The following is an 18,236-nucleotide window of genomic DNA, read 5'->3' on the forward strand; positions in this document are numbered from 1 at the left end:
ATTTGATGAGGACGTTGATAGCAACCTGCGCGATTGGCGCGGCAGCCATGGCCGCGCCGGCAGCAGCGCAGACGGTATATGTCAATCAGGGCAGCGATTGGACACCCGGCCTGCGCCAGCAGTTCTATACCCAGGACCAGGGCGCCCGCATCATGCCGCTTGGCTGGATGCGGGCGCTGACCCTGCCGGGCGGCGAAACATTCCTGCACGATGCGCTGGCGCGCTATGGCTATCTGCCAATGGCCGGGCGGCAGGAGGCGGACCTTCCCGCGGGCTTCACCACCAATGGCAGCGGCGCGGATATGGCGGTGGGCATGACCTGTTCCGCCTGCCACACCCGGCAGATCGAGGTGAGCGGCACCGCCTACAGGATCGACGGCGGCCCCGGCATCGTCGATTTCCAAAGCTTCCTGAAGGATCTGGACGATGCGGTGCTGGCTGTGCTGGCAGAGGATGCCGCGTTCGACGCCTTTGCGGACAAGGTGCTGGGCAGCGGTGCTTCGGTGTCCGGGCGCAATGCGCTTAAGGAAGAAGTGGAGGTCTGGAGCAACCGGTTCCACACACTGATCGGCCGCTCGCTGCCGGACCCGGCCTGGGGGCCTGCGCGGCTGGATGCGGTGTCGATGATTTTCAACCGGCTGGCGGGGCTGGATATCGGCGACCCGGCGGACGACCATCTGATTCCGGAAAACATCGCGGTGGCCGACGCGCCCACCCGCTACCCGTTCTTGTGGAACGCGGCGCGTCAGGACTTCACCCAATGGCCTGGGTTCTCCGCCAACGGCAACGATCTGCTGGGGCTGTCGCGCAACCTGGGCGAGGTCTATGGCGTCTTTGCCGAATTCCATCCGCAGCCGCAGTCCGGGGTGCTGTTCAACCGGGATTACATCTCGCAGAACTCCGCCAACTGGGCCGGGCTGAAGGCGCTGGAGGACTGGATCTGGGACATCGGCGCGCCGCAGTGGCCGTGGGAGCTGGACCATGATCTGGCGGCTGAGGGCGAGGCGGTGTTCAACCGGACCGCGGCAGAGGGCGGCTGCGTGGCCTGCCATGGCAAGAAGAAGGGCAAGTTCCGCTCGATCTTCCACACCACCTGGGAGACGCCGGTCCTGGATGCGGGCACCGACACGCGGGAATGCGGGGTGCTGACCCGCACGGTCAAGACGGGCGTGCTGGAGGGGGCGTCGATCCCGCTGACCGGCACCACGCTGGGCGCAGAGGCCAAGGCGTTCGACGTGCTGGCGGTGTCGGTGATCGGTGCCATCGTGCAGCACTCGCTGGGTGCCTTCGGTGAGGATTTCGTGAGGGCCGCCAAGGCCGCAGAGGCGACGCCGGGCAACGAAGACGACCGCGATGCGCTCTCGGAGTTCGAGGACTTGCGCAAGGCTTTCCCGACGGGCGACAATGCAGGGATGCTCAAATCCGCGGCAGAGCCGGGCTGCAAATACGAAGCCCGCGTGCTGGACGGGATCTGGGCTGCGGCGCCTTATCTGCACAACGGTTCCGTGCCGACGCTGCGCGATCTGCTGACCGCGCCCGCTGACCGCCCGGCGTCGTTCAGGCCCGGCCCGAACTACGATATCGAGGCGGTGGGCATGGCGGCGGAGCAGACCGCCTTCGACCAGGTGATCGAGACCACCGGCTGCGACCAGCTTGATTCGGGCAACAGCCGCTGCGGCCACGATTACGGCACCAGCCTGTCCGCGGCGGACAAAACGGCCTTGCTGGAGTATCTGAAGTCGATCTGAGCCTCTCGAAAAGCCGCCGCAGCCCTGTTTTCAAGGGCTGCGGCGGCAGGAAACCCCTTTCCAAAATGGCTGAACAGGTCTATAGGCACGGCTTCACGCGGGGTGACAGCCTTGGAGGCACCCCGGCAGACATATTGGAGAATTAAGATGGCAAAAGAGATTCCTGATCTCGTAGTCCAGGAACGTGCGGGGACAGGCAAGGGCGCCGCTCGCGCTGCGCGCCGCGCAGGCATGGTTCCGGGTGTGGTTTACGGTGGCGACGCAGAGCCGCTGGCAATCCAGGTTCCGTTCAACGAGCTGCTGAAAAAGCTGAAAGCCGGCCAGTTCAAGTCCACCCTGTGGAACCTGAAAGTGGAAGGCCATGACGACGTGCGCGTGATCTGCCGCGACGTTCAGCGCGACGTGGTGAAGGACCTGCCGACCCACCTCGACCTGATGCGCCTGCGCCGCACCTCGAAGATCAACCTGTACATCCACGTTGAGTTCATCAACGAGGACAAGGCCCCCGGCATCAAGAAAGGCGGCATGCTGACCGTCGTGCGTCCGGAAGTCGAGCTGAACGTGACCGCCGGCGACATCCCCGAGAAGATCGTGGTGGACCTGGAAGGCCTGAACATCGGCGACGTGATCACCATTTCGTCGGTCGACCTGCCCGCAGGCGCCAAGCCGGTCATCGACCGCGACTTCGTGATCGCCAACATCTCTGCGCCGGCCGGCCTGGCGTCTTCCGATGACGAGGAAGGCGAAGAGGCAGAAGCCGCTGACGAATAAGACCTGCGCCCATCGGGCAACGGTTTCACGGGCTCCCATCCGGGGGCCCGTTTTCTTTTGTGCGCTGCGCATCGCGCAGGTGATTGACTTTCACCGGCGCCGCTGCCCCAGTTCCGTCTGAAACAAAGGGGAGCAGGGCATGGCCGATTACGATATTGCCATTGCGGGCGCGGGTGCTGTCGGCATGAGCTGCGCCCTGTGGGCGCAGATGCGCGGGCACCGGGTGCTGCTGGCGGATCCGAACCCGCCGGGATCGGGCGCCAGCTATGGCAATGCCTGCACGCTCGCGACCTATGCCTGCCTGCCGGTGAACGACCCGTCGGTGCTGACGGGACTGCCCGGCCTGATGTTCTCCAAGGACAGCCCGCTGTCGCTGTCTTATGCCCATGCGCTGCGCAACCCTCGCTGGATGCTGTCCTTCCTGGCCAACTGCCGCGCCGCGCCCTCGCGCCGGATTGCGGGCCATCTGGCGGATCTGCTGGCCCATGCGGATGCCGGGATCAACCCGCTGATCGAGGCGGCAGGCGCCCAGGATCTGGTGGTGGCGCGCGGCCAGCTGTCGGTCTGGTCGACGGAAAGAGCGGCGGAGGCGGCGACGGCGGATCTGGAGCAGCGCCGCGCGCTGGGGGTGCCCTGGCGCGAGGTCGGCCCGGAGGAAGCACTGGAGATGGAACCCGGCCTGCGGCTGCCCGTCAAACGCGCGGTGCATTTCCACGCAGCCCGGCATCTGCGCGACCCGCAGGAGCTGATCACCCGGATGCACCGGGCCTTCACGGAGCTGGGCGGCACCACGCTGCGGGCACCGGTGGAGGCTGTGCGGGCCTCTGCCACCGGGGTTGAAGTGCGGGCAGACGGCCAAAGCCTGACGGCGGGCCGGGCGGTGATTGCCGGCGGCGCGTTTTCCAAGCGGATTGAGGGGGCAGGCACGGAAAAGCTGCCGCTGGGCACCGAGCGCGGCTATCACCTGATGTATAAAGGCGAGGCGCACCGGGTGACGCGGCCTGTGGGCTGGGGCGAGGCGGGGTTTTACGCGGTGCCCCATGCGCAGGGCTTGCGGCTGACCGGCACGGTGGAGATTGCCGCGCTGGAGGCGCCTGCGAACCCGCGCCGGCTGGCCTATATCGCCCGCAAGGGGGCCGAGATGCTGGGGCCGCTGCCGGAACCGGACAGCGACTGGCTGGGCTTCCGCCCGACGCTGCCGGATTCGCTGCCTGTCATCGGGCCCAGCCCGCAATCGGACCGGCTGCTGTATGCCTTTGGCCATCAGCACATCGGGCTGACCCTGAGCGGCATCACCGGGCGGCTGATTGCGGATCTGGCGGAAGGCCGCCAGCCCAATATCGCCCTGGCGCCGTTTGCGGCGGACCGGGCCTTTGCCTGAGGCCGCCGGCCTCTGGATTCCGCGGCTCAAATAGGGCATCACTCGGTTTCCTTGAAACGCAAGCGGGCAGAGGCCATGAAACTCTTTGTGGGGCTGGGCAATCCCGGCCCGAAGTATGAGCGCAACCGCCATAACATCGGCTTCATGGCGCTGGACCAGATCGCGTCGGACCATGGGTTCAGCCCCTGGAAATCCAAGTTCCAGGCGCTGATCAGCGAGGGAACCTTGGGCGGCGAGAAGGTGCTGCTCTTGAAGCCGCAGACCTTCATGAACCTGTCCGGCCAGTCGGTGGGCGAGGCGATGCGGTTTTACAAGCTGACGCCTGCCGATGTGGTGGTTCTGCATGACGAGCTGGACCTGGCGCCGGGCAAGGCGCGGATGAAGCAGGGCGGCGGCCATGCCGGGCACAACGGACTGCGCTCGATCCATTCGCACATCGGCGCCGATTACGCCCGGGTGCGGCTGGGGATCGGCCATCCGGGCCACAAGGACGCGGTCGCGGGGTATGTGCTGCGCGACTTTCCCAAGGCGGATGAGGGCTGGCTGGACGATCTGATGCGCGGCATCTCCGACGGTGCGGCAGAGCTGGCGAAGGGCAATGGCGGCAAGTTCATGAATGCGGTTGCCCTGCGCGTGGCGCCGCCGCGCAGCTCCGCCACCAAGCCCAAGGCAGAGGCGCCGGCGGAGAAGGCGGCCAGGGAGGAGTCGGCGCCGGACGCCCGCTCGCCGCTGGAAAAGCTGATGGACAAGTTCAAGTGAGCCAAGAGGCAGACCAATGGTGAAACTGATTATCGACACCGATCCCGGCATCGACGATGCGATGGCGATCTTCTATGCCGCGGCGGCACCGGACATCGACCTTTTGGGTCTGACCACGATCTTCGGCAATGTGACGACGGCGACGGCCACCCGCAACGCGCTGCGCCTCTTGGAGGCCGCGGAGCTGGATGTGCCGGTGGCCGCAGGCGCCACCGCGCCGCTGGTGTTGCCGCCGTTCAAACCCTCGTCGCATGTTCACGGCGACGAAGGCTTTGGCGACATCCCGGCGGCGGAGCCCAAGGGCAAACCGCTGGAGGAGGACGCCGCGGCGTTCCTGTGCCGCATGGCGCGCGAGCACAAGGGCGAGCTGGTGGTCTGCCCGATCGGCCCGCTGACCAATATCGCCCTGGCCATGCAGCGCGACCCGGAGTTCATCCAGAACGTCAAATCCATCGTGGTGATGGGTGGCTCCCTGGAGGAGGGCGGCAATATCACGCCGCACGCGGAAGCCAATATCTATCACGACCCGCACGCCGCGGATGTGGTCTGCCAGGGTGGCTCCAAGGTGGTGTTTGTCGGGCTGGACGTCACCCACCGCATTCTCTGCCTAGCTGCGGATTTCGAGACCATCGCGGCGAAGTCGCCGGAGCTGGGCGGCATGCTGCAGGAGATGTCGTACTTCTACCTCAAGTTCTATCAGGAGGTAGCGGGCAAGAACGGCTGCTCGCTGCATGACCCGGCGGCGGTGATCGCCTGCACTCATCCGCAGCTGTTCGGGATGCGCGATGTGCCGCTTGAGGTGTCCTGCGAGGGGGAGACCTCCGGCGCCACGCTGGCGGCGCCACAGGGCGGGCGCGACCCGGTGAAGGTCTGCATGACGGTGGACGCGGAAGCGGTGAAGTCGCTGTTTCTGGAGCAACTGGCGCTGCTGCCGTGACGGCGTGACTTCATGTCCTGCCCGGTGGCGGGAGGGCAGCCCCGGCGGCGGGGTTAGGCGCCGTTGCCGTTGGGCGTGCCGGGCAGGGCGGCTTCGGACGTCAGAAGCCTGCTGAGCGTTTCCAGCGAGCCGTCGGTCGCCAGCGTTGCGATCAGGTCAGCGACCCGCGCCTGGGTCCTGCCGATGGCATCGGCGGCAGCGTCGAGCTCTTCCAGGTCCTGGCCGGCGGTGCTGCTGTTCTGGCGGTGCGCGCGCTCCAGCTCTTCGGAGGCGGCTTCAAAGGCTTCGCGCGCCCGGGCATAGTCCTGGGCTGCCGCGATCACGGCCCGAATGCGTTCCGCCTGCGTTTCAGGAAGGGGCGCAGGGCTGGCGTTCATGTGAAAAAATCTCCAAGCGTTATCAAAAAGGGCCGGGCAGCGTGCCGCGGCTGACGGGGCCGGCGGCCGCCATCAGGACGGCAGGGCCGTGCGGCCCGCCGCGCCGGGAATTTGGGATTCTGAATGTCATCGCGTCCTCCGGCGCTTCGGTGCGGTAGAAATATAGTTCTATCAGCAGGCGGGTGTAAATCGGTTTCTGAGGGGCGCATTTCAAATACCTGCTCTGGATGAGTTGGGTATAGATGTATAATTCTATTTGCAGGAACTATAGTTCTGTGTATGCTGCTCGGCATGACAAGACACGAAGAAAATAGGCGACTCTCCGCGGATGAGGGGGTGGAACTTTGGCGGCAGCGCCTGCGTCAGGCGCTGGACATCCGGGGGCTGGATTATGATGAGGTGTCTGAGGCGGCAGGCAATAACCCGGAATACGTCAGCAAGGTGCTGAATGGCCGCTTTAACCCGACAGTTGCCCGGATCATCCGGATTTGCGAGGTCGCAAATATAGATATGGCTTATCTTTTCTCGGATGAGCCGAATGCGGATGACCGCAGCGTTCTGGACAAGGCAGCGGATCTTTCCGAAGACGACGCGAAACTAGTTAACCGGCTCATCAGCAGCGCCCGCGCGCGCTGATTCTATCCTTTCTACAATACGCTCGAACAGGTGGGTTCCTTGGTGGGGGCTTTCCTGGTTGGCCTTGGCGACCGTGCGCAGCAGCGCTTCAAGGGTCGCCGCGGTGATTTTCTCTCTTTGCATAGTCCAGCCCAGGTTTAAAATTTATCATTTGTGATAATCGCTTTTTGCGGTATCGTAATATTTGGTTGCATACTATGCGTGTGGATTACAATATGAGAAGTGATATTCGCGGCATTCTTTTAAGGTCGCTGGATAAAATCTCGGAGAGCGGCTATTCCATTGGGGTGGGCTTTGACGGGGTCGAGCCGGTGTTTGTCCACAGCACCTACGCGCAGCGGTGGGTGGACCGCTATGTCGATCAGGCCTACCTGCTTGTCGATCCGACCATCCAGTTCGGGCTGAGCAGCACAGGCTGGGTGACCTGGAAGGAGCTGGAGCGGCTGTTTCCGTCTTCTAAACACTTCTTCGAGGATGCCGCGAAATACGGTCTGGTTCACGGCAACACCTTGGCGATCAGCGCTGACGGGCGGGTCTCCGTGCTCAGCTGTTCTGGCCCCGAATGGAGCGACGAGGAATTGCGGATCGCCCGCGCCGCGCTCTATGCCCTGCACGCCTTGGAGTATGAGCCGTCGCATTCCATCACCCTTACGGCTCCCGTTAAAGATGTGCTGCGGATGATGTGCAACGGCTGCAAAGATCAGGAAATCGCGGAGAATTTGGGCGTCAAACTGGAAACGGTCAGGGCGCGGCGGCGGACGGCGATGCAAGCTCTGGACGCAAAAACAAGCGCTCAGCTCATATCACAAGTAATAAAATTCGGACTGATCTGACACTTCAGGATTTCAAACGGCTTGGACCCTTCGATCATGGCGCTGCAACAAGGAGAGCGCCATGCATCTACATATCTTTTCTTACGAGCAGCGGTCCGGTTTCAACGCGGCATATCAGGGGTTTCTTGCCCTGCGCAAGCAGAAGCTGGTGGATGAACTGGGCTGGGGCCTGGACCACGACGGAACCTTCGAGCAGGACCAGTACGACCGGCCGGGGGCAGTTTACTCGATTGTCACGCAGCGCGGCCGGGTCGTCGCCGGGGCGCGTGCCGCGTCCTGCGGCGGCAGCGACGGCTATTGGAGCTACATGCTGAAGGATGCCAGGGACGGCAAGATCCAGGGCATACCGGGCGGCCTGCTGAGCGCCTACCCGGAGACCGGGAGGACCTGGGAATGCACCCGCTTTGTCATGGATGAAACCCTGGCGGACAGCGCGCAGCCGTCCATCGAGACCAAGCTGGTCGTCGCGGGCCTGTGCCAGGCGGCCTTCAGCCTTGGCGCCTCGGAAATGATGTCGCTGTCGCCGCGCAGCCTGGGGCTGCTGCTGAGGCGGTTTGGGTATTCCGTGCGCAGGGAGGCGGCCCGCTATATTTGCGAGGATGACGGGCGGGAGTACCGGTCGTTCCTGATGGCCTGCGACCCCGCGGTGAACCGGGATCTGGCCGCGTTCCATATGTCGCCGATGTCGCAATTCGCTCCGCTGCATGAGCTGCAGGGGGCCGCGTAACGTCATGATGCGGTTCAGGCTCCCTTGAGGGGAGCCTGAACCGCCCTGACCCGCCTGGCCGTGCAGCCGGGTAGGGCAGGCAGGGGCTATGCCGGCCGGGATCAGTCCGCGTCGGCGGCGCCTCCGGCCCGCAGCCGGGCGCGCCGGGCACGGTAGCTGGGCAGAACCACCAGGATCAGGGCCAGGCCCAGCAGGCCCAGGGTCATCGGCCGCTCCAGGATGAACCCCAGCCCGTCATAGAGCTGCATCGAGCGGGCGAAGTTGTCCTCCAGCATCCGTCCCAGGATGAAGCCGATCAGCAGCGGTGCCAGCGGATAGTCCGCAAACCGCAGCACCGTCGCGCAGATGCCCAGGCCGACCAGGATCAGCAGCTCTGTGGCGTTGTTCTGGCCGATGTAGGCCCCCATCAGCGTGAAGAACAGGATGAAGGGGATCAGGTAGTTGCGCGGCACTGCCAGCACCTTGGCGATGTAGGGGATCAGCGGCAGGTTCAGGATCAACAGGATCAGGTTGCCGAGGTACATCGAAATGATCACCGCCCAGAAAATCTGCGGCTCATCCACCATCAGCCGCGGCCCGGGCGAGACGTTCAGCGCAATCAGCGCCCCGAGCAGGATCGCGGTGGTGCCGGAGCCGGGGATGCCCAGCGTCAGGAGCGGCACAAAGGAGCCGGTGCAGGCGGCGTTGTTGGCGCTTTCCGGCGCGGCGAGGCCTTTGAGTGAGCCCTTGCCGAACTGCTCCTGCTCTTCCTTCGGGGCAATGTTGCGCTCCACCGCGTAGCCGAGGAAGGACGCAATGGTGGCCCCGGCACCGGGCAGCACACCGATCAGAAAGCCCTGGATCGACTGGCGGCCGATCACCGGGGCGATGGCCTTGGCCTCAGCCTTGGTGATGCGCAGATCCTTGATCTCGCCGCTGCCGCTGCCGGAGCTGGAACGGGAGGGGTCCAGCACCAGGTACATCGCCTCGGGCAGGGCGAACATCGCCATTGCCAGGGTGATGAAGCCAAAGCCCGACTGCAGGTCCATGATGCCCATGGTAAAGCGCGGCATGTTGAACAGCGCGCCTTCGCCCACCGTCGCCATGATCAGCCCCAGAAGCGTCATCAGGAGCGCCTTGCCGACCTGGCCGGATCCGGCGAAGGCGGCGATCGCCGACAGGCCCACGACCATCAGCGCGAAATATTCGGCTGAGTGGAACAGCAGCGCCACGGTCGCCAGCGCGGGGGCGAAGATCATCAGCAGGACCGCCCCGATGCTGCCGCCCGAGAAGGATGCGATGGCCGCCACCGTCAGCGCCTTGCCGGCTTTGCCCTGCCGCGCCAGCGGATAGCCGTCGAAACTGGTCGCCACGGTGGAGGCCACGCCGGGCGCGTTGATCAGGATCGAGGAAGTGGAGCCGCCGAAGATCGCGCCGTAATAAACACCGGCCAGCAGGATCAGCGCGGCGGAGGGATCGCCGATGGAGATCGCGACCGGGATCATGATGGCGATGATCGACATCGGCCCCAGCCCCGGCAGCATGCCGATGAAAGTGCCGATCAGGCAGCCGCCGATGACCATCAGAAGATTGGTGAGGGAAAAGGCTGTTGCCAGCCCGACCATGATGCCTTCGAGCATGTCAGCCTCCGTTTGTCAGAAATGCGGGCCAGGGGCTCAGGAAAATCCCAAGCACCTGCTGCACCAGATACCAGACCACGCCGGCCGCCCCGGCGGTGACCGGCAGCAGGATGTGCAGCTTGCGCTCGCCCAGCACCCAGGCGCCGGCAACCAGAAAGCCCACGGTCGCTGGCAGGAAGCCCGCGGGCCGCAGCAGCAGCGCGTAGGCCGCCATCAGCCCCAGCAGCGCCAGCGCCTGGCCCAGCTTGTACTCCGTCAGGCGGCGGTAGTTGATGTCCATCGGTTTCGGATCGTCGGCGCCTTTTTCAAACCCCAGCAGCACAAAGAGCGCGGCCAGAACGGCCATCACCGACAGCACCTTGGGAAAGGTGCTGGGCCAGACCGGGTTGCGTTTCATGAACGGCGGCAGGGCGGCGTCCATGGTGAAGAAAGCCGCATAGCCATAGGCGAGGCAGATCATCAGGATGACCAGGGCAATCCAGCGGTCGAGTGCCATATGCTCCTCCGGTATTGTGAAGGTATTGAAGGAAAAGGGGCGCTGCCCCCGCCGCGCGCTGCGCGGCTCCCCGGGATATTTGCGGCCAGAAGAAAGGCCGTGCTCTGCGCTTTGACGACAGGGTGCGGGCCCGGGGGGCGGAACCGGCACTCTGCGATCGGCGGCGCAGGGGCGGGCTTCTTCTGGCTGGAAATATCCTGGGGGTGCGGGGGCAAAGCCCCCGCGGTTGCGCAGGGTTCAGAGGAAACCGAGCTTTTTCATCAGATCGCCGATGGCCTGTTCCTGGTTCTCCAGGAAGGCGCGGAAATCATCGCCGGAATTATGGATGTTGACCCAGCCGTTGCGGGCGCGGACCTCTTCCCATTCCGGGGTATCGTACATCTTGGCCAGCGCGTCCTGGTAGGCGGCCAGCTTGTCCTCGGGCAGGCCGGGGGCCCCGAAAAATCCGCGCCAGTTCACGAAGGTGGTGTCGAGCCCCTGTTCCTTCATCGTCGGCGCATCCGGATAGCTGTCCACGCGCGCATCGGCAGTGACGCCGATGATCTTCACCTCGCCTGCATCGGCCAGGTCGATGGCTTCGGAGAATCCGGTGCTGAGCGCCGCGATCTCGCCCGACAGCAGTGCGGCCATGGCCTTGCCGCCGGCGTCATAGGGGATGTATTTGAAGGCCGTCGGGTCCTCGCCCGCGGCCTCCATCACCATCGCCGCAACCAGGTGGTCCATGCCCCCCGGAACCGAACCGCCGCCCACCGCAGTGCCGCGCGGGTCGGCCCTGTAGGCGGCCAGCAGGTCCTCCATCGAATTGATCGGGCTGTCCTTGCCCACCACGATGGCCGCATAGTCGCCGATGGTGCCTGCCACCAGGGTCAGATCGCGGAAGTTCTGCGGGAACACACCGGTGAGCGAGCGGATCACGATCGGGGTGGAATTCACCATCAGCGTGCCGTGCTGGCTGGCGGCGTTTTCGATCAGGTAGCCGATCGCCTTGCCGCCGCCGCCGCCGGACATGTTTTCGTAAGACACCTTGCCCACCAGCCCGGCCTCCGTCAGCGCTTCGCCGGTGCCGCGGGCGGTGCCGTCCCAGCCGCCGCCTGCGCCGCCGGGGATCAGGAAGTGGATGCTGTCGACCACCTGCTCGCCGGCCCAGGACGGGCTGGCAAACGCCAGTGCTGCCGCTGTTGCCGCCAGCGCTGCGCGGCGGGTCAGGGTCCATTTGTTCATGTTGTCCTCCCATTTGACAAATCGCGGTCAAGCCGCTCATGACTGAAAGAAGCACAGCAAGCTGACACAAACCTGTCACGGGGCCGACAAGGCCGATTGGGAAGGAGCGGCGCCGATGCGCTTCCTGCTGGTTGAAGACAATGAAAGCCTGGCAAAGGCGATCCTGGACCGGCTGCGGCTGGACGGGCATGTTGCGGACCACGCGCCGGATGTGAGCACCGCCTCTGCATTTTCCGGCACCACGGATTACGATTTGATTTTGCTGGATATTATGCTGCCGGACGGGGACGGGCGCAGCTTCCTGAAGGCGCACCGGGAGAACCGGAAGGAAACCCCTGTTATTGTTCTCACGGCCCGCTCCGAGGTGTCTGACCGGGTTGGGATGCTGGACCTCGGCGCCGACGATTATATCACTAAGCCGTTTGATTTTTCTGAGCTTGAGGCACGCTGCCGGGCGGTCTTGCGGCGGCGGGGCGGCGGCAGTTCCAACCTGCGGCGATTCGGAAACCTGCAGTTCGATCCGATGGCGGGAACCCTGTCCGCCGGCGGCAGGACCGTCGCGCTGCGCAACCGGGAACTGCGGCTGCTGGAGGTGTTTCTGAACGCGCCGGAGCGGATTTTTTCCAAACCGAATCTGGTCGACCGGCTGTTTTCCTATGACGAGGAGGGGTCGGAAAATGCCATCGAGGTCTATGTCGCCCGGCTGCGCAAGCATCTGGCCGGCTCCGGCGTGCAGATCACCACGGTGCGCGGCCTGGGCTACCGGCTGAGCCTGGAATGAGCGCAGCGGTCAATGTCAGCGGCTCCCTCCGCCGCCGCCTGCTGCTGCAGCTGGTGGGGAGCGCAGCGCTGCTGGCGGCGGTGCTGTTCTTTGCGGTGCTGGGGTTTGTCCGCACGGTGGCCGAGGAAAGCCACGACAGGATCCTGCAGGCCTCGGCAACCTCGATACTGGACTCCGTTTCGGTGCAAGCGGGGGAAATCACTGCCGACATCCCCTATGCCGCCCTGTCGATGCTGGGCAATGTCAGCGATGACCGGGTGTTTTACCGGATCGCAAGCCCCGCCGGGGTGCTGACCGGATATGCCGATCTGCCGGTGGCTGAGCAACCGGTGCAGCCGCGGCAGCCGCTGTTTGAAACCGCCGCGTACAAGGGGGAGACGATCCGGGCGGTGACGGTGTCGCGCCGCCTGGCGGCGCAGGGCGCGCCGGTGGCGGTGCAGGTGTCGGTGGCCCAGACCCGCACCGGCCAGGCGGCCTTGCTGGAGCAGCTGTTCCGGTCCGCGCTGTTTCTGGGGGTGGGCTTTTTCGTGCTGGCCTCGGGCCTGGCGGTTTGGGCCGCGCAGTCCAGCATCACCCCGCTGCGCTCGCTGACCGAGGCGATCTCGCGGCGCGGTCCCAAGGATCTGCGCCCGGTCACCCGCCCGGTGCCCGCCGAGATGTCGCCGCTGGTCTTGTCGCTCAACAGTTTCATCCGCCGCTTGCAGGCCTCGCTGGGCCGGTCCGAGGACTTCATCGCCGAAGCCGCGCACCGGGTGCGCACGCCGCTGGCGACAGTGCGCGCCCAGGCCGAGGTCACGCTGATGCGGGTGGAGAATGAAGACAACCGGGCCAGCCTGCGCGAGATGATCCGCGCCATCGACGAAAGCTCCCGCGCGGCGGGGCAGCTTTTGGATCACGCCATGGTGTCGTTCCGCGCTGACAGCCTGGAGCGGCAGGAGGTCAATCTGACCGCGCTGGCCCGCGACCTGACGGAGCGGCTGCAGCCGGTGGCGGAGCTTAAGGATATTGTGCTGCATTTCCAAGGTGCTGACGATATCAGCATCCTGGGCGATGCGATCCTGCTGCAAAACGCGGTGCGCAATATTCTGGACAATGCCATCAAGTATTCCGGCCGGGACAGGGACATACAGGTGCGCACCTCCCGCGCGGGCAGCGAGGCTCGCATCGAAGTCGAAGATGAGGCCGGCGGCTTTGCAGGCGAGGACACGGAAGTTTTGACCCGCCGGTTCGTCCGCGGCGCCAATGCGGCGGACACCATTGGCTCGGGGCTGGGCCTGACCATCGCCCGCGAGGTGGCCGAGGCTCACGGCGGCCGCCTGATTATCGAAAACAGCCAGACAGGAGCAGGCGCGTGCGTAACGCTTTGTTTTCCGCTCTCCTGACGTGCCTGACCCTTGCGGCCGCAGCGGCAGCGGGGTTCGAGGTGGAGGAGCGGCATTGGATCGGCCCCGAGAACGGCACCCCGCTGCGGGTGATTTCGACCACGGACACGGCGATTCTGGAGCCGCTGATCGGCAGCTTTCTGGAGGATCATCCGGAGGCGGCAATCGAATACACCGTGGCCAACAGCAGCGAGGTGATGAAGGCGGTGCTGGAGGGGCAGGAGCCGTTCGACGTGGCCCTGTCTTCGGCCATGGACTTGCAGACCAAGCTGGCCAATGACGGGTTCACCCGCCCGCACCGCTCAGCGGCGACTGCGCTGATCCCGGAATGGGGCGAGTGGCGCAGCCATGTGTTCGCCTTTTCCCTGGAACCCGCGTCCATCGTCGTGTCGGCGGCGGCGTTTTCCGGCGGCGAGGCCTTGCGCACGCGGCAGGACCTGATTTCGCTCTTGCGCGCGCAGCCGGAGCGGTTCCGCGGCAAGGTTGGCACCTATGATGTCTCGCTGAGCGGGCTGGGGTATCTCTTTGCGACGCAGGACGCGCGCACGTCGGAAACCTACTGGCGGCTGATGGAGGTCATCGGCAGCCTGGACCCGAAGCTGTTCTGCTGTTCCTCCAGCATGATCGAAAGCGTCGCGTCCGGGGAGATCCTGGTGGCCTATAACGTTCTGGGCAGCTATGCGCGGGCCCGGCGGGATCTGGCGGACAAGATCATCGTGATCGACCCCGAGGATTACACCCATCTGATGATGCGCTCTGCCGTGCTGCTGAAGGGCGGGCGTCAGCCCGGTCTGGCGCGCAGCTTTGCCGACCATCTGGCCGCCGCGGCCTGGTCGCAGCCGCCAGCGGAAAACTATCCGTTCACGCAGCCGCCGGTTGCCTTTGTGGACAGCGCCAGCCCGAAACGGCCGATTCAGCTGGGGCCGGGCCTGCTGGTCTATCTGGACGCCGAGAAGCGCCGCCGCTTCATGGCAGAATGGTTCAGCGCCGTGCGCAAGCAATAACGCGGTTCCGCGGATGATCCGCCAGCGCCGGGGATGAGCCTTGGCGGCGAGGGCCGCCGATGGCGCCCAATCGGCCTATGCTATGCCCCCGCCTGCGCGGCGGCGGCTTTCTGTGCCTGCAGGCCGGTTGCGAACTCCATGAAGGCCCGGATCACCTTCACGTCGCGCCGCTGGGTCAGGTAGACCATGCTTTCGCTCATCTCCAGACCGGCCCCCTGCAGCCGGTATTGCACCAGTCGGCTGTCATGGCCGAACTCCGCCGCCGACACGAAACCGACGCCCGCGCCTGAGGCGGCAAGCTCCCGCACCGCCTCCCGTCCTTCGGCGACAATCGCGGGCTTCAGCGTGATCCCTTGCGTGCGGGCGGCCGCTTCGACCTTTTCGCGGGTTTTCGATCCGTCTTCGCGGAACACCAGCGGCAGGCGGGCCAGTTCCCTGAACGTCAGCGTCCGTTGCGAGGCCGGCAGCAGGCCGCGTGCGGCAAAGGCGGTGATTTCGGTCGCGCCGAGGTGCAGAACGCTCATGTCCTTGCCGGGGGTGAGGCTGCCGACGACGCCGATTTCGGCGTTGTAGGCCCGCAGTTCATCCAGGATAGCGCCGGTGTTCCCGGCCCGCAGGGAAATGGTGATATTCGGGTAACGCTGCTGGAACGGCCCCAGAAAGCCGGTCAGATGCTGCGCGGAATCGGCGATGATCCGCAGCTCGCCCCCGGCCGCAGCGCCGCTCTCGGACAGGTGCTCGGCGATCTGGCTCTCGACCTCGAAATATTGCTTCGTCAGCTGCAGCAGCTTTTCGCCCGCGCCGGTCAGGATGACCCGCTTCTTCTCGCGGTGAAACAGCAGCACATCGTGGTCCTGCTCCAGCTTCCGCACCTGTTCCGAGACCGCGGGCTGGGTGAGGTGCAGGGCCTCTGCGGCGCGGGAGAAACCGCCGAGGAGGGCGACATGATGGAAGGCCTTGAGCTGGGAATGGCGCATGGCGGAAGTCCTGTTTTTCCATAGGCTGAGCCTATGATTAGATCGTTTTTTGCAATTTTACATATGGAAACCCCGGCGGCAATGATGCGGGCAACCTGCTTTGGGAGATTGCAGATGAGTGTTTCGACGGACCCGCTTGAACCGCCCCGGCTGGGCGAGCCCTATTTGCTGACGCCGGGGCCGCTGACCACCTCCTATGCGGTGAAGCAGGCGATGCTGCGGGACTGGGGCAGCTGGGATGATGATTTCCGCGCCATGACCCGCGAGATCCGCCGCCGCCTGCTGGCGCTGCTGGGCGCAGGCGCGGAAGCGTTTGACTGCGTGCCGATGCAGGGTTCGGGCAGTTTTGCGGTGGAGGCGATGCTGGGCTCCTTCATTCCCCCCGGCGGCAAGGCGCTGGTGCTGGCCAACGGCGCCTACGGCCAGCGCGCGGCGCAGACGCTCAGGTATCTGGGCCGCGATCATGCGGTGCTGGACAAGGGCGACTACCTGCCGCCGCGCGGGGCGGAGGTGGCGCAGATCCTGGCGCAAGACCCCGCGATCACCCATGTGGTGGCGGTCCATTGCGAGACGTCTTCGGGCATTTTGAACCCGGTGGAGGAGATTTCGCAAGCCACCTATGCGGCGGGGCGCAAGCTGCTGATAGACTCGATGTCGGCCTTTGGCGCGATCGGGCTGGAGCCTGCGCAGATCCGGTATGAGGCGATGGTGTCCTCGGCCAACAAGTGCATCGAAGGGGTGCCGGGCTTCGGCTTTATCCTTGCCCGCAAGGCGGAAATCGAGGCCGCCGAGGGTAACAGCCATTCGCTGTCCCTGGATGTGCATGCGCAATGGGCCGCGCTGGAGGCGACCGGCCAGTGGCGGTTCACGCCGCCGACACATGTTGCGGCCTCCTTTCTGGAGGCGCTGCGCGCGCATGAAGCGGAGGGCGGGGTGGCCGCGCGCGGCGCGCGCTATGCCAGGAACCGCGACGTGATGGTGGCGGGGATGCGGCAGCTGGGGTTCGAGACCCTGCTGGACAGCCGCTGGCTGAGCCCCATCATCGTCACATTCTTTTGCCCTGCGGACCGTAATTTCGAGTTCAGCCGCTTTTACGATCTGATGAAGGCGAAGGGCTTTATCCTCTACCCGGGCAAGCTGACGGTGGTGGACAGCTTCCGCATCGGCTGCATCGGGCAGATGGACGAACATGTGATACGGCGGGTTGTGGCCGCCGCCAAGGAAACCCTGGCCGAAATGGGGGTCGCCAGCGCGGCGCCCCCCGCTGCGGCCCTGAAAGAACGCGCCAAACTGGCCGCCTGAGACACAAAGGACTTCAAGACATGACCACTGGAACCCCCTTCACCGGGCCTGTCAACGCCAACGGGCGCAGCTATCCGGCGCCCAAGGTTCCGGCGATTGCGATCTGCCTGGACGGCTGCGAGCCGGACTACCTGGAGGCGGCCATCGCCCAGGGGCTGATGCCAACGCTGAAGCGGATCCGCGAGACTGGCACGGACCGGCTGGCGCATTCGGTGATCCCGTCCTTCACCAATCCCAACAACCTCAGCATCGCGACGGGCCGGCCGCCTGCGGTGCACGGGATCTGCGGCAACTACCTTATCGACCCGGACACAGGCGAAGAAGTGATGATGAACGACGTGCGGTTTTTGCGCGCGCCCACCATCTTCTCGCAATTCTACGAGGCGGGCTGCCGGGTTGCCGTGGTCACCGCCAAGGACAAGCTGCGGGCGCTTTTGGGGGCGGGCCTCAGGTTCGACGAAAACCGGGCGGTCGCGTTCTCCTCGGAGCGGTCGGGGGAGACCACCAAGGCGGAGCACGGCATTGACAACGCCAGCGCGTGGCTCGGCATGGAGGTGCCGGAGGTCTATTCGGCGGAGCTGAGCGAGTTCGTCTTTGCCGCCGGGGTAAAGCTGTTGCAGGAGTTCCGCCCGGACGTGATGTACCTGTCGACCACCGACTACATCCAGCACAAGTTCGCCCCGGACGAGCAGGGCGCGCTGGACTTCTATGCGATGTTCGACAGGTATCTGGCGCAACTGGATGAAACGGGCGCGGCCATCGTGGTGACTGCCGATCACGGCATGAAACCCAAGCACCATGCCGACGGGTCGCCCAATGTGGTCTACCTTCAGGATTATCTGGATGAAAGCCTGGGCGCGGGAAAGGCCCGGGTGATCCTGCCGATCACCGATCCTTATGTCGTCCACCACGGCGCGCTGGGGTCTTTTGCAACTGTGTACCTGCCCGATGGCGTGATAATGAGCGAGATCATTCCGCAGATTGAGGCCCTGGACGGGATTACCCATGTCTTTGACCAGGACGAGGCCGTGCGCCGTTTTGAGCTGCCCAAGGACCGGATCGGCCATCTGGTGGTGATCTCCGGCGAGAACGTCACGATTGGCACCTCGGCCCACCGTCACGACCTGGCCGCGCTGAAGGAGCCTTTGCGCAGCCACGGCGGGCTGACGGAACAGGAGGTGCCCTTTATCGTGAACCGGGTTCTGGATCTGCCGGAGCAGCCTGAGGCTTTGCGCAACTTTGACGCTTTCTTCTACGCCTGCACCGCGGCAGCGCTGTGAACCAA

General features: G+C 65.1%; 18 protein-coding genes. 13 read left to right on the forward strand and 5 right to left on the reverse strand.

Going from position 1 to position 18,236, the window contains the following annotated elements; genetic code table 11:
- Positions 1-5 precede the first annotated feature (5 nt).
- The 5 genes from DAEP_RS0117185 (at position 6) to DAEP_RS0117205 (ending at position 5,596) form a co-directional block, all read left to right on the forward strand.
- The gene (locus DAEP_RS0117185; RefSeq protein ID WP_027245529.1) at positions 6-1,748 is read left to right on the forward strand and encodes a di-heme-cytochrome C peroxidase; all 1,743 of its coding nucleotides are present in this window, start codon (positions 6-8) and stop codon (positions 1,746-1,748) included.
- 147 nt (positions 1,749-1,895) lie between these two features.
- The gene (locus tag DAEP_RS0117190) at positions 1,896-2,519 is read left to right on the forward strand and encodes a 50S ribosomal protein L25/general stress protein Ctc (protein WP_008554034.1); all 624 of its coding nucleotides are present in this window, start codon (positions 1,896-1,898) and stop codon (positions 2,517-2,519) included.
- Positions 2,520-2,658: 139 nt separating this feature from the next.
- On the forward strand, positions 2,659-3,900 hold the full coding sequence (locus DAEP_RS0117195) for an NAD(P)/FAD-dependent oxidoreductase (protein WP_008553812.1): 1,242 nt from the start codon (positions 2,659-2,661) through the stop codon (positions 3,898-3,900).
- 75 nt (positions 3,901-3,975) lie between these two features.
- Positions 3,976-4,659 (forward strand): aminoacyl-tRNA hydrolase, encoded by a 684-nt coding sequence (gene pth / locus DAEP_RS0117200; RefSeq protein WP_027245530.1) that lies wholly within the window; start codon positions 3,976-3,978, stop codon positions 4,657-4,659.
- A 16-nt stretch (positions 4,660-4,675) separates the two neighbouring features.
- Complete coding sequence (locus DAEP_RS0117205) at positions 4,676-5,596, forward strand: nucleoside hydrolase (RefSeq protein ID WP_027245531.1); 921 nt, start codon at positions 4,676-4,678, stop codon at positions 5,594-5,596.
- A gap of 53 nt (positions 5,597-5,649) precedes the next feature.
- Here the strand turns inward: DAEP_RS0117205 and DAEP_RS0117210 are convergent, their stop codons facing one another.
- Positions 5,650-5,919, reverse strand: coding sequence for a hypothetical protein (locus DAEP_RS0117210; RefSeq protein WP_161787065.1), 270 nt, complete (start codon positions 5,917-5,919; stop codon positions 5,650-5,652).
- A gap of 333 nt (positions 5,920-6,252) precedes the next feature.
- Between DAEP_RS0117210 and DAEP_RS0117220 the strand changes: the two genes are divergently transcribed.
- The 3 genes from DAEP_RS0117220 to DAEP_RS0117230 all read left to right on the forward strand — a co-directional run bounded on the left by DAEP_RS0117220 (position 6,253) and on the right by DAEP_RS0117230 (position 8,169).
- The gene (locus DAEP_RS0117220) at positions 6,253-6,609 is read left to right on the forward strand and encodes a helix-turn-helix domain-containing protein (protein WP_245595112.1); all 357 of its coding nucleotides are present in this window, start codon (positions 6,253-6,255) and stop codon (positions 6,607-6,609) included.
- A gap of 197 nt (positions 6,610-6,806) precedes the next feature.
- Complete coding sequence (locus tag DAEP_RS0117225; protein ID WP_084204452.1) at positions 6,807-7,442, forward strand: helix-turn-helix transcriptional regulator; 636 nt, start codon at positions 6,807-6,809, stop codon at positions 7,440-7,442.
- Positions 7,443-7,503: 61 nt separating this feature from the next.
- Complete coding sequence (locus DAEP_RS0117230) at positions 7,504-8,169, forward strand: acyl-homoserine-lactone synthase (protein ID WP_027245535.1); 666 nt, start codon at positions 7,504-7,506, stop codon at positions 8,167-8,169.
- 101 nt (positions 8,170-8,270) lie between these two features.
- On the opposite strand, the gene DAEP_RS0117235 is transcribed toward DAEP_RS0117230, so the two are convergent.
- From DAEP_RS0117235 to DAEP_RS0117245, 3 genes are all read right to left on the reverse strand, one after another.
- Positions 8,271-9,788, reverse strand: a complete 1,518-nt coding sequence (locus DAEP_RS0117235; RefSeq protein ID WP_027245536.1) for a tripartite tricarboxylate transporter permease — start codon at positions 9,786-9,788, stop codon at positions 8,271-8,273.
- Position 9,789: 1 nt separating this feature from the next.
- Positions 9,790-10,284: a tripartite tricarboxylate transporter TctB family protein gene (locus tag DAEP_RS0117240; protein ID WP_027245537.1), complete on the reverse strand. Its 495-nt coding sequence runs from the start codon at positions 10,282-10,284 to the stop codon at positions 9,790-9,792.
- A 237-nt stretch (positions 10,285-10,521) separates the two neighbouring features.
- Positions 10,522-11,505, reverse strand: a complete 984-nt coding sequence (locus tag DAEP_RS0117245; RefSeq protein ID WP_027245538.1) for a tripartite tricarboxylate transporter substrate binding protein — start codon at positions 11,503-11,505, stop codon at positions 10,522-10,524.
- Between the two features lie 115 nt (positions 11,506-11,620).
- On the opposite strand from DAEP_RS0117245, the gene DAEP_RS0117250 reads away from it, so the two are divergent.
- Genes DAEP_RS0117250 through DAEP_RS0117260 form a run of 3 tightly spaced genes read left to right on the forward strand, consistent with a single transcriptional unit; the run spans position 11,621 to position 14,672 of the window.
- Entirely contained in the window at positions 11,621-12,286 is a 666-nt protein-coding gene (locus DAEP_RS0117250; RefSeq protein WP_027245539.1) for a response regulator transcription factor, read from the forward strand.
- Entirely contained in the window at positions 12,283-13,668 is a 1,386-nt protein-coding gene (locus DAEP_RS0117255) for a sensor histidine kinase (RefSeq protein WP_008555052.1), read from the forward strand. The genes DAEP_RS0117250 and DAEP_RS0117255 overlap by 4 nt, the downstream gene beginning before the upstream one ends.
- Positions 13,638-14,672 carry an ABC transporter substrate-binding protein gene (locus tag DAEP_RS0117260; RefSeq protein WP_027245540.1) on the forward strand — a complete coding sequence of 345 codons (1,035 nt, stop codon included), beginning with the start codon at positions 13,638-13,640 and terminating at the stop codon, positions 14,670-14,672. Before DAEP_RS0117255 ends, DAEP_RS0117260 begins: the two co-directional genes overlap by 31 nt.
- A gap of 80 nt (positions 14,673-14,752) precedes the next feature.
- On the opposite strand, the gene DAEP_RS0117265 is transcribed toward DAEP_RS0117260, so the two are convergent.
- Complete coding sequence (locus tag DAEP_RS0117265; protein ID WP_027245541.1) at positions 14,753-15,649, reverse strand: LysR substrate-binding domain-containing protein; 897 nt, start codon at positions 15,647-15,649, stop codon at positions 14,753-14,755.
- A gap of 114 nt (positions 15,650-15,763) precedes the next feature.
- Between DAEP_RS0117265 and DAEP_RS0117270 the strand changes: the two genes are divergently transcribed.
- Both DAEP_RS0117270 and phnA read left to right on the forward strand, forming a co-directional pair.
- Complete coding sequence (locus DAEP_RS0117270) at positions 15,764-16,951, forward strand: 2-aminoethylphosphonate--pyruvate transaminase (RefSeq protein ID WP_027245542.1); 1,188 nt, start codon at positions 15,764-15,766, stop codon at positions 16,949-16,951.
- A 20-nt stretch (positions 16,952-16,971) separates the two neighbouring features.
- The gene (phnA, locus tag DAEP_RS0117275) at positions 16,972-18,231 is read left to right on the forward strand and encodes a phosphonoacetate hydrolase (RefSeq protein WP_027245543.1); all 1,260 of its coding nucleotides are present in this window, start codon (positions 16,972-16,974) and stop codon (positions 18,229-18,231) included.
- Positions 18,232-18,236 lie beyond the last annotated feature (5 nt).

The sequence above is a fragment of the Leisingera daeponensis DSM 23529 genome (genome assembly GCF_000473145.1).
GTDB classification, from domain to species: Bacteria; Pseudomonadota; Alphaproteobacteria; order Rhodobacterales; family Rhodobacteraceae; genus Leisingera; species Leisingera daeponensis.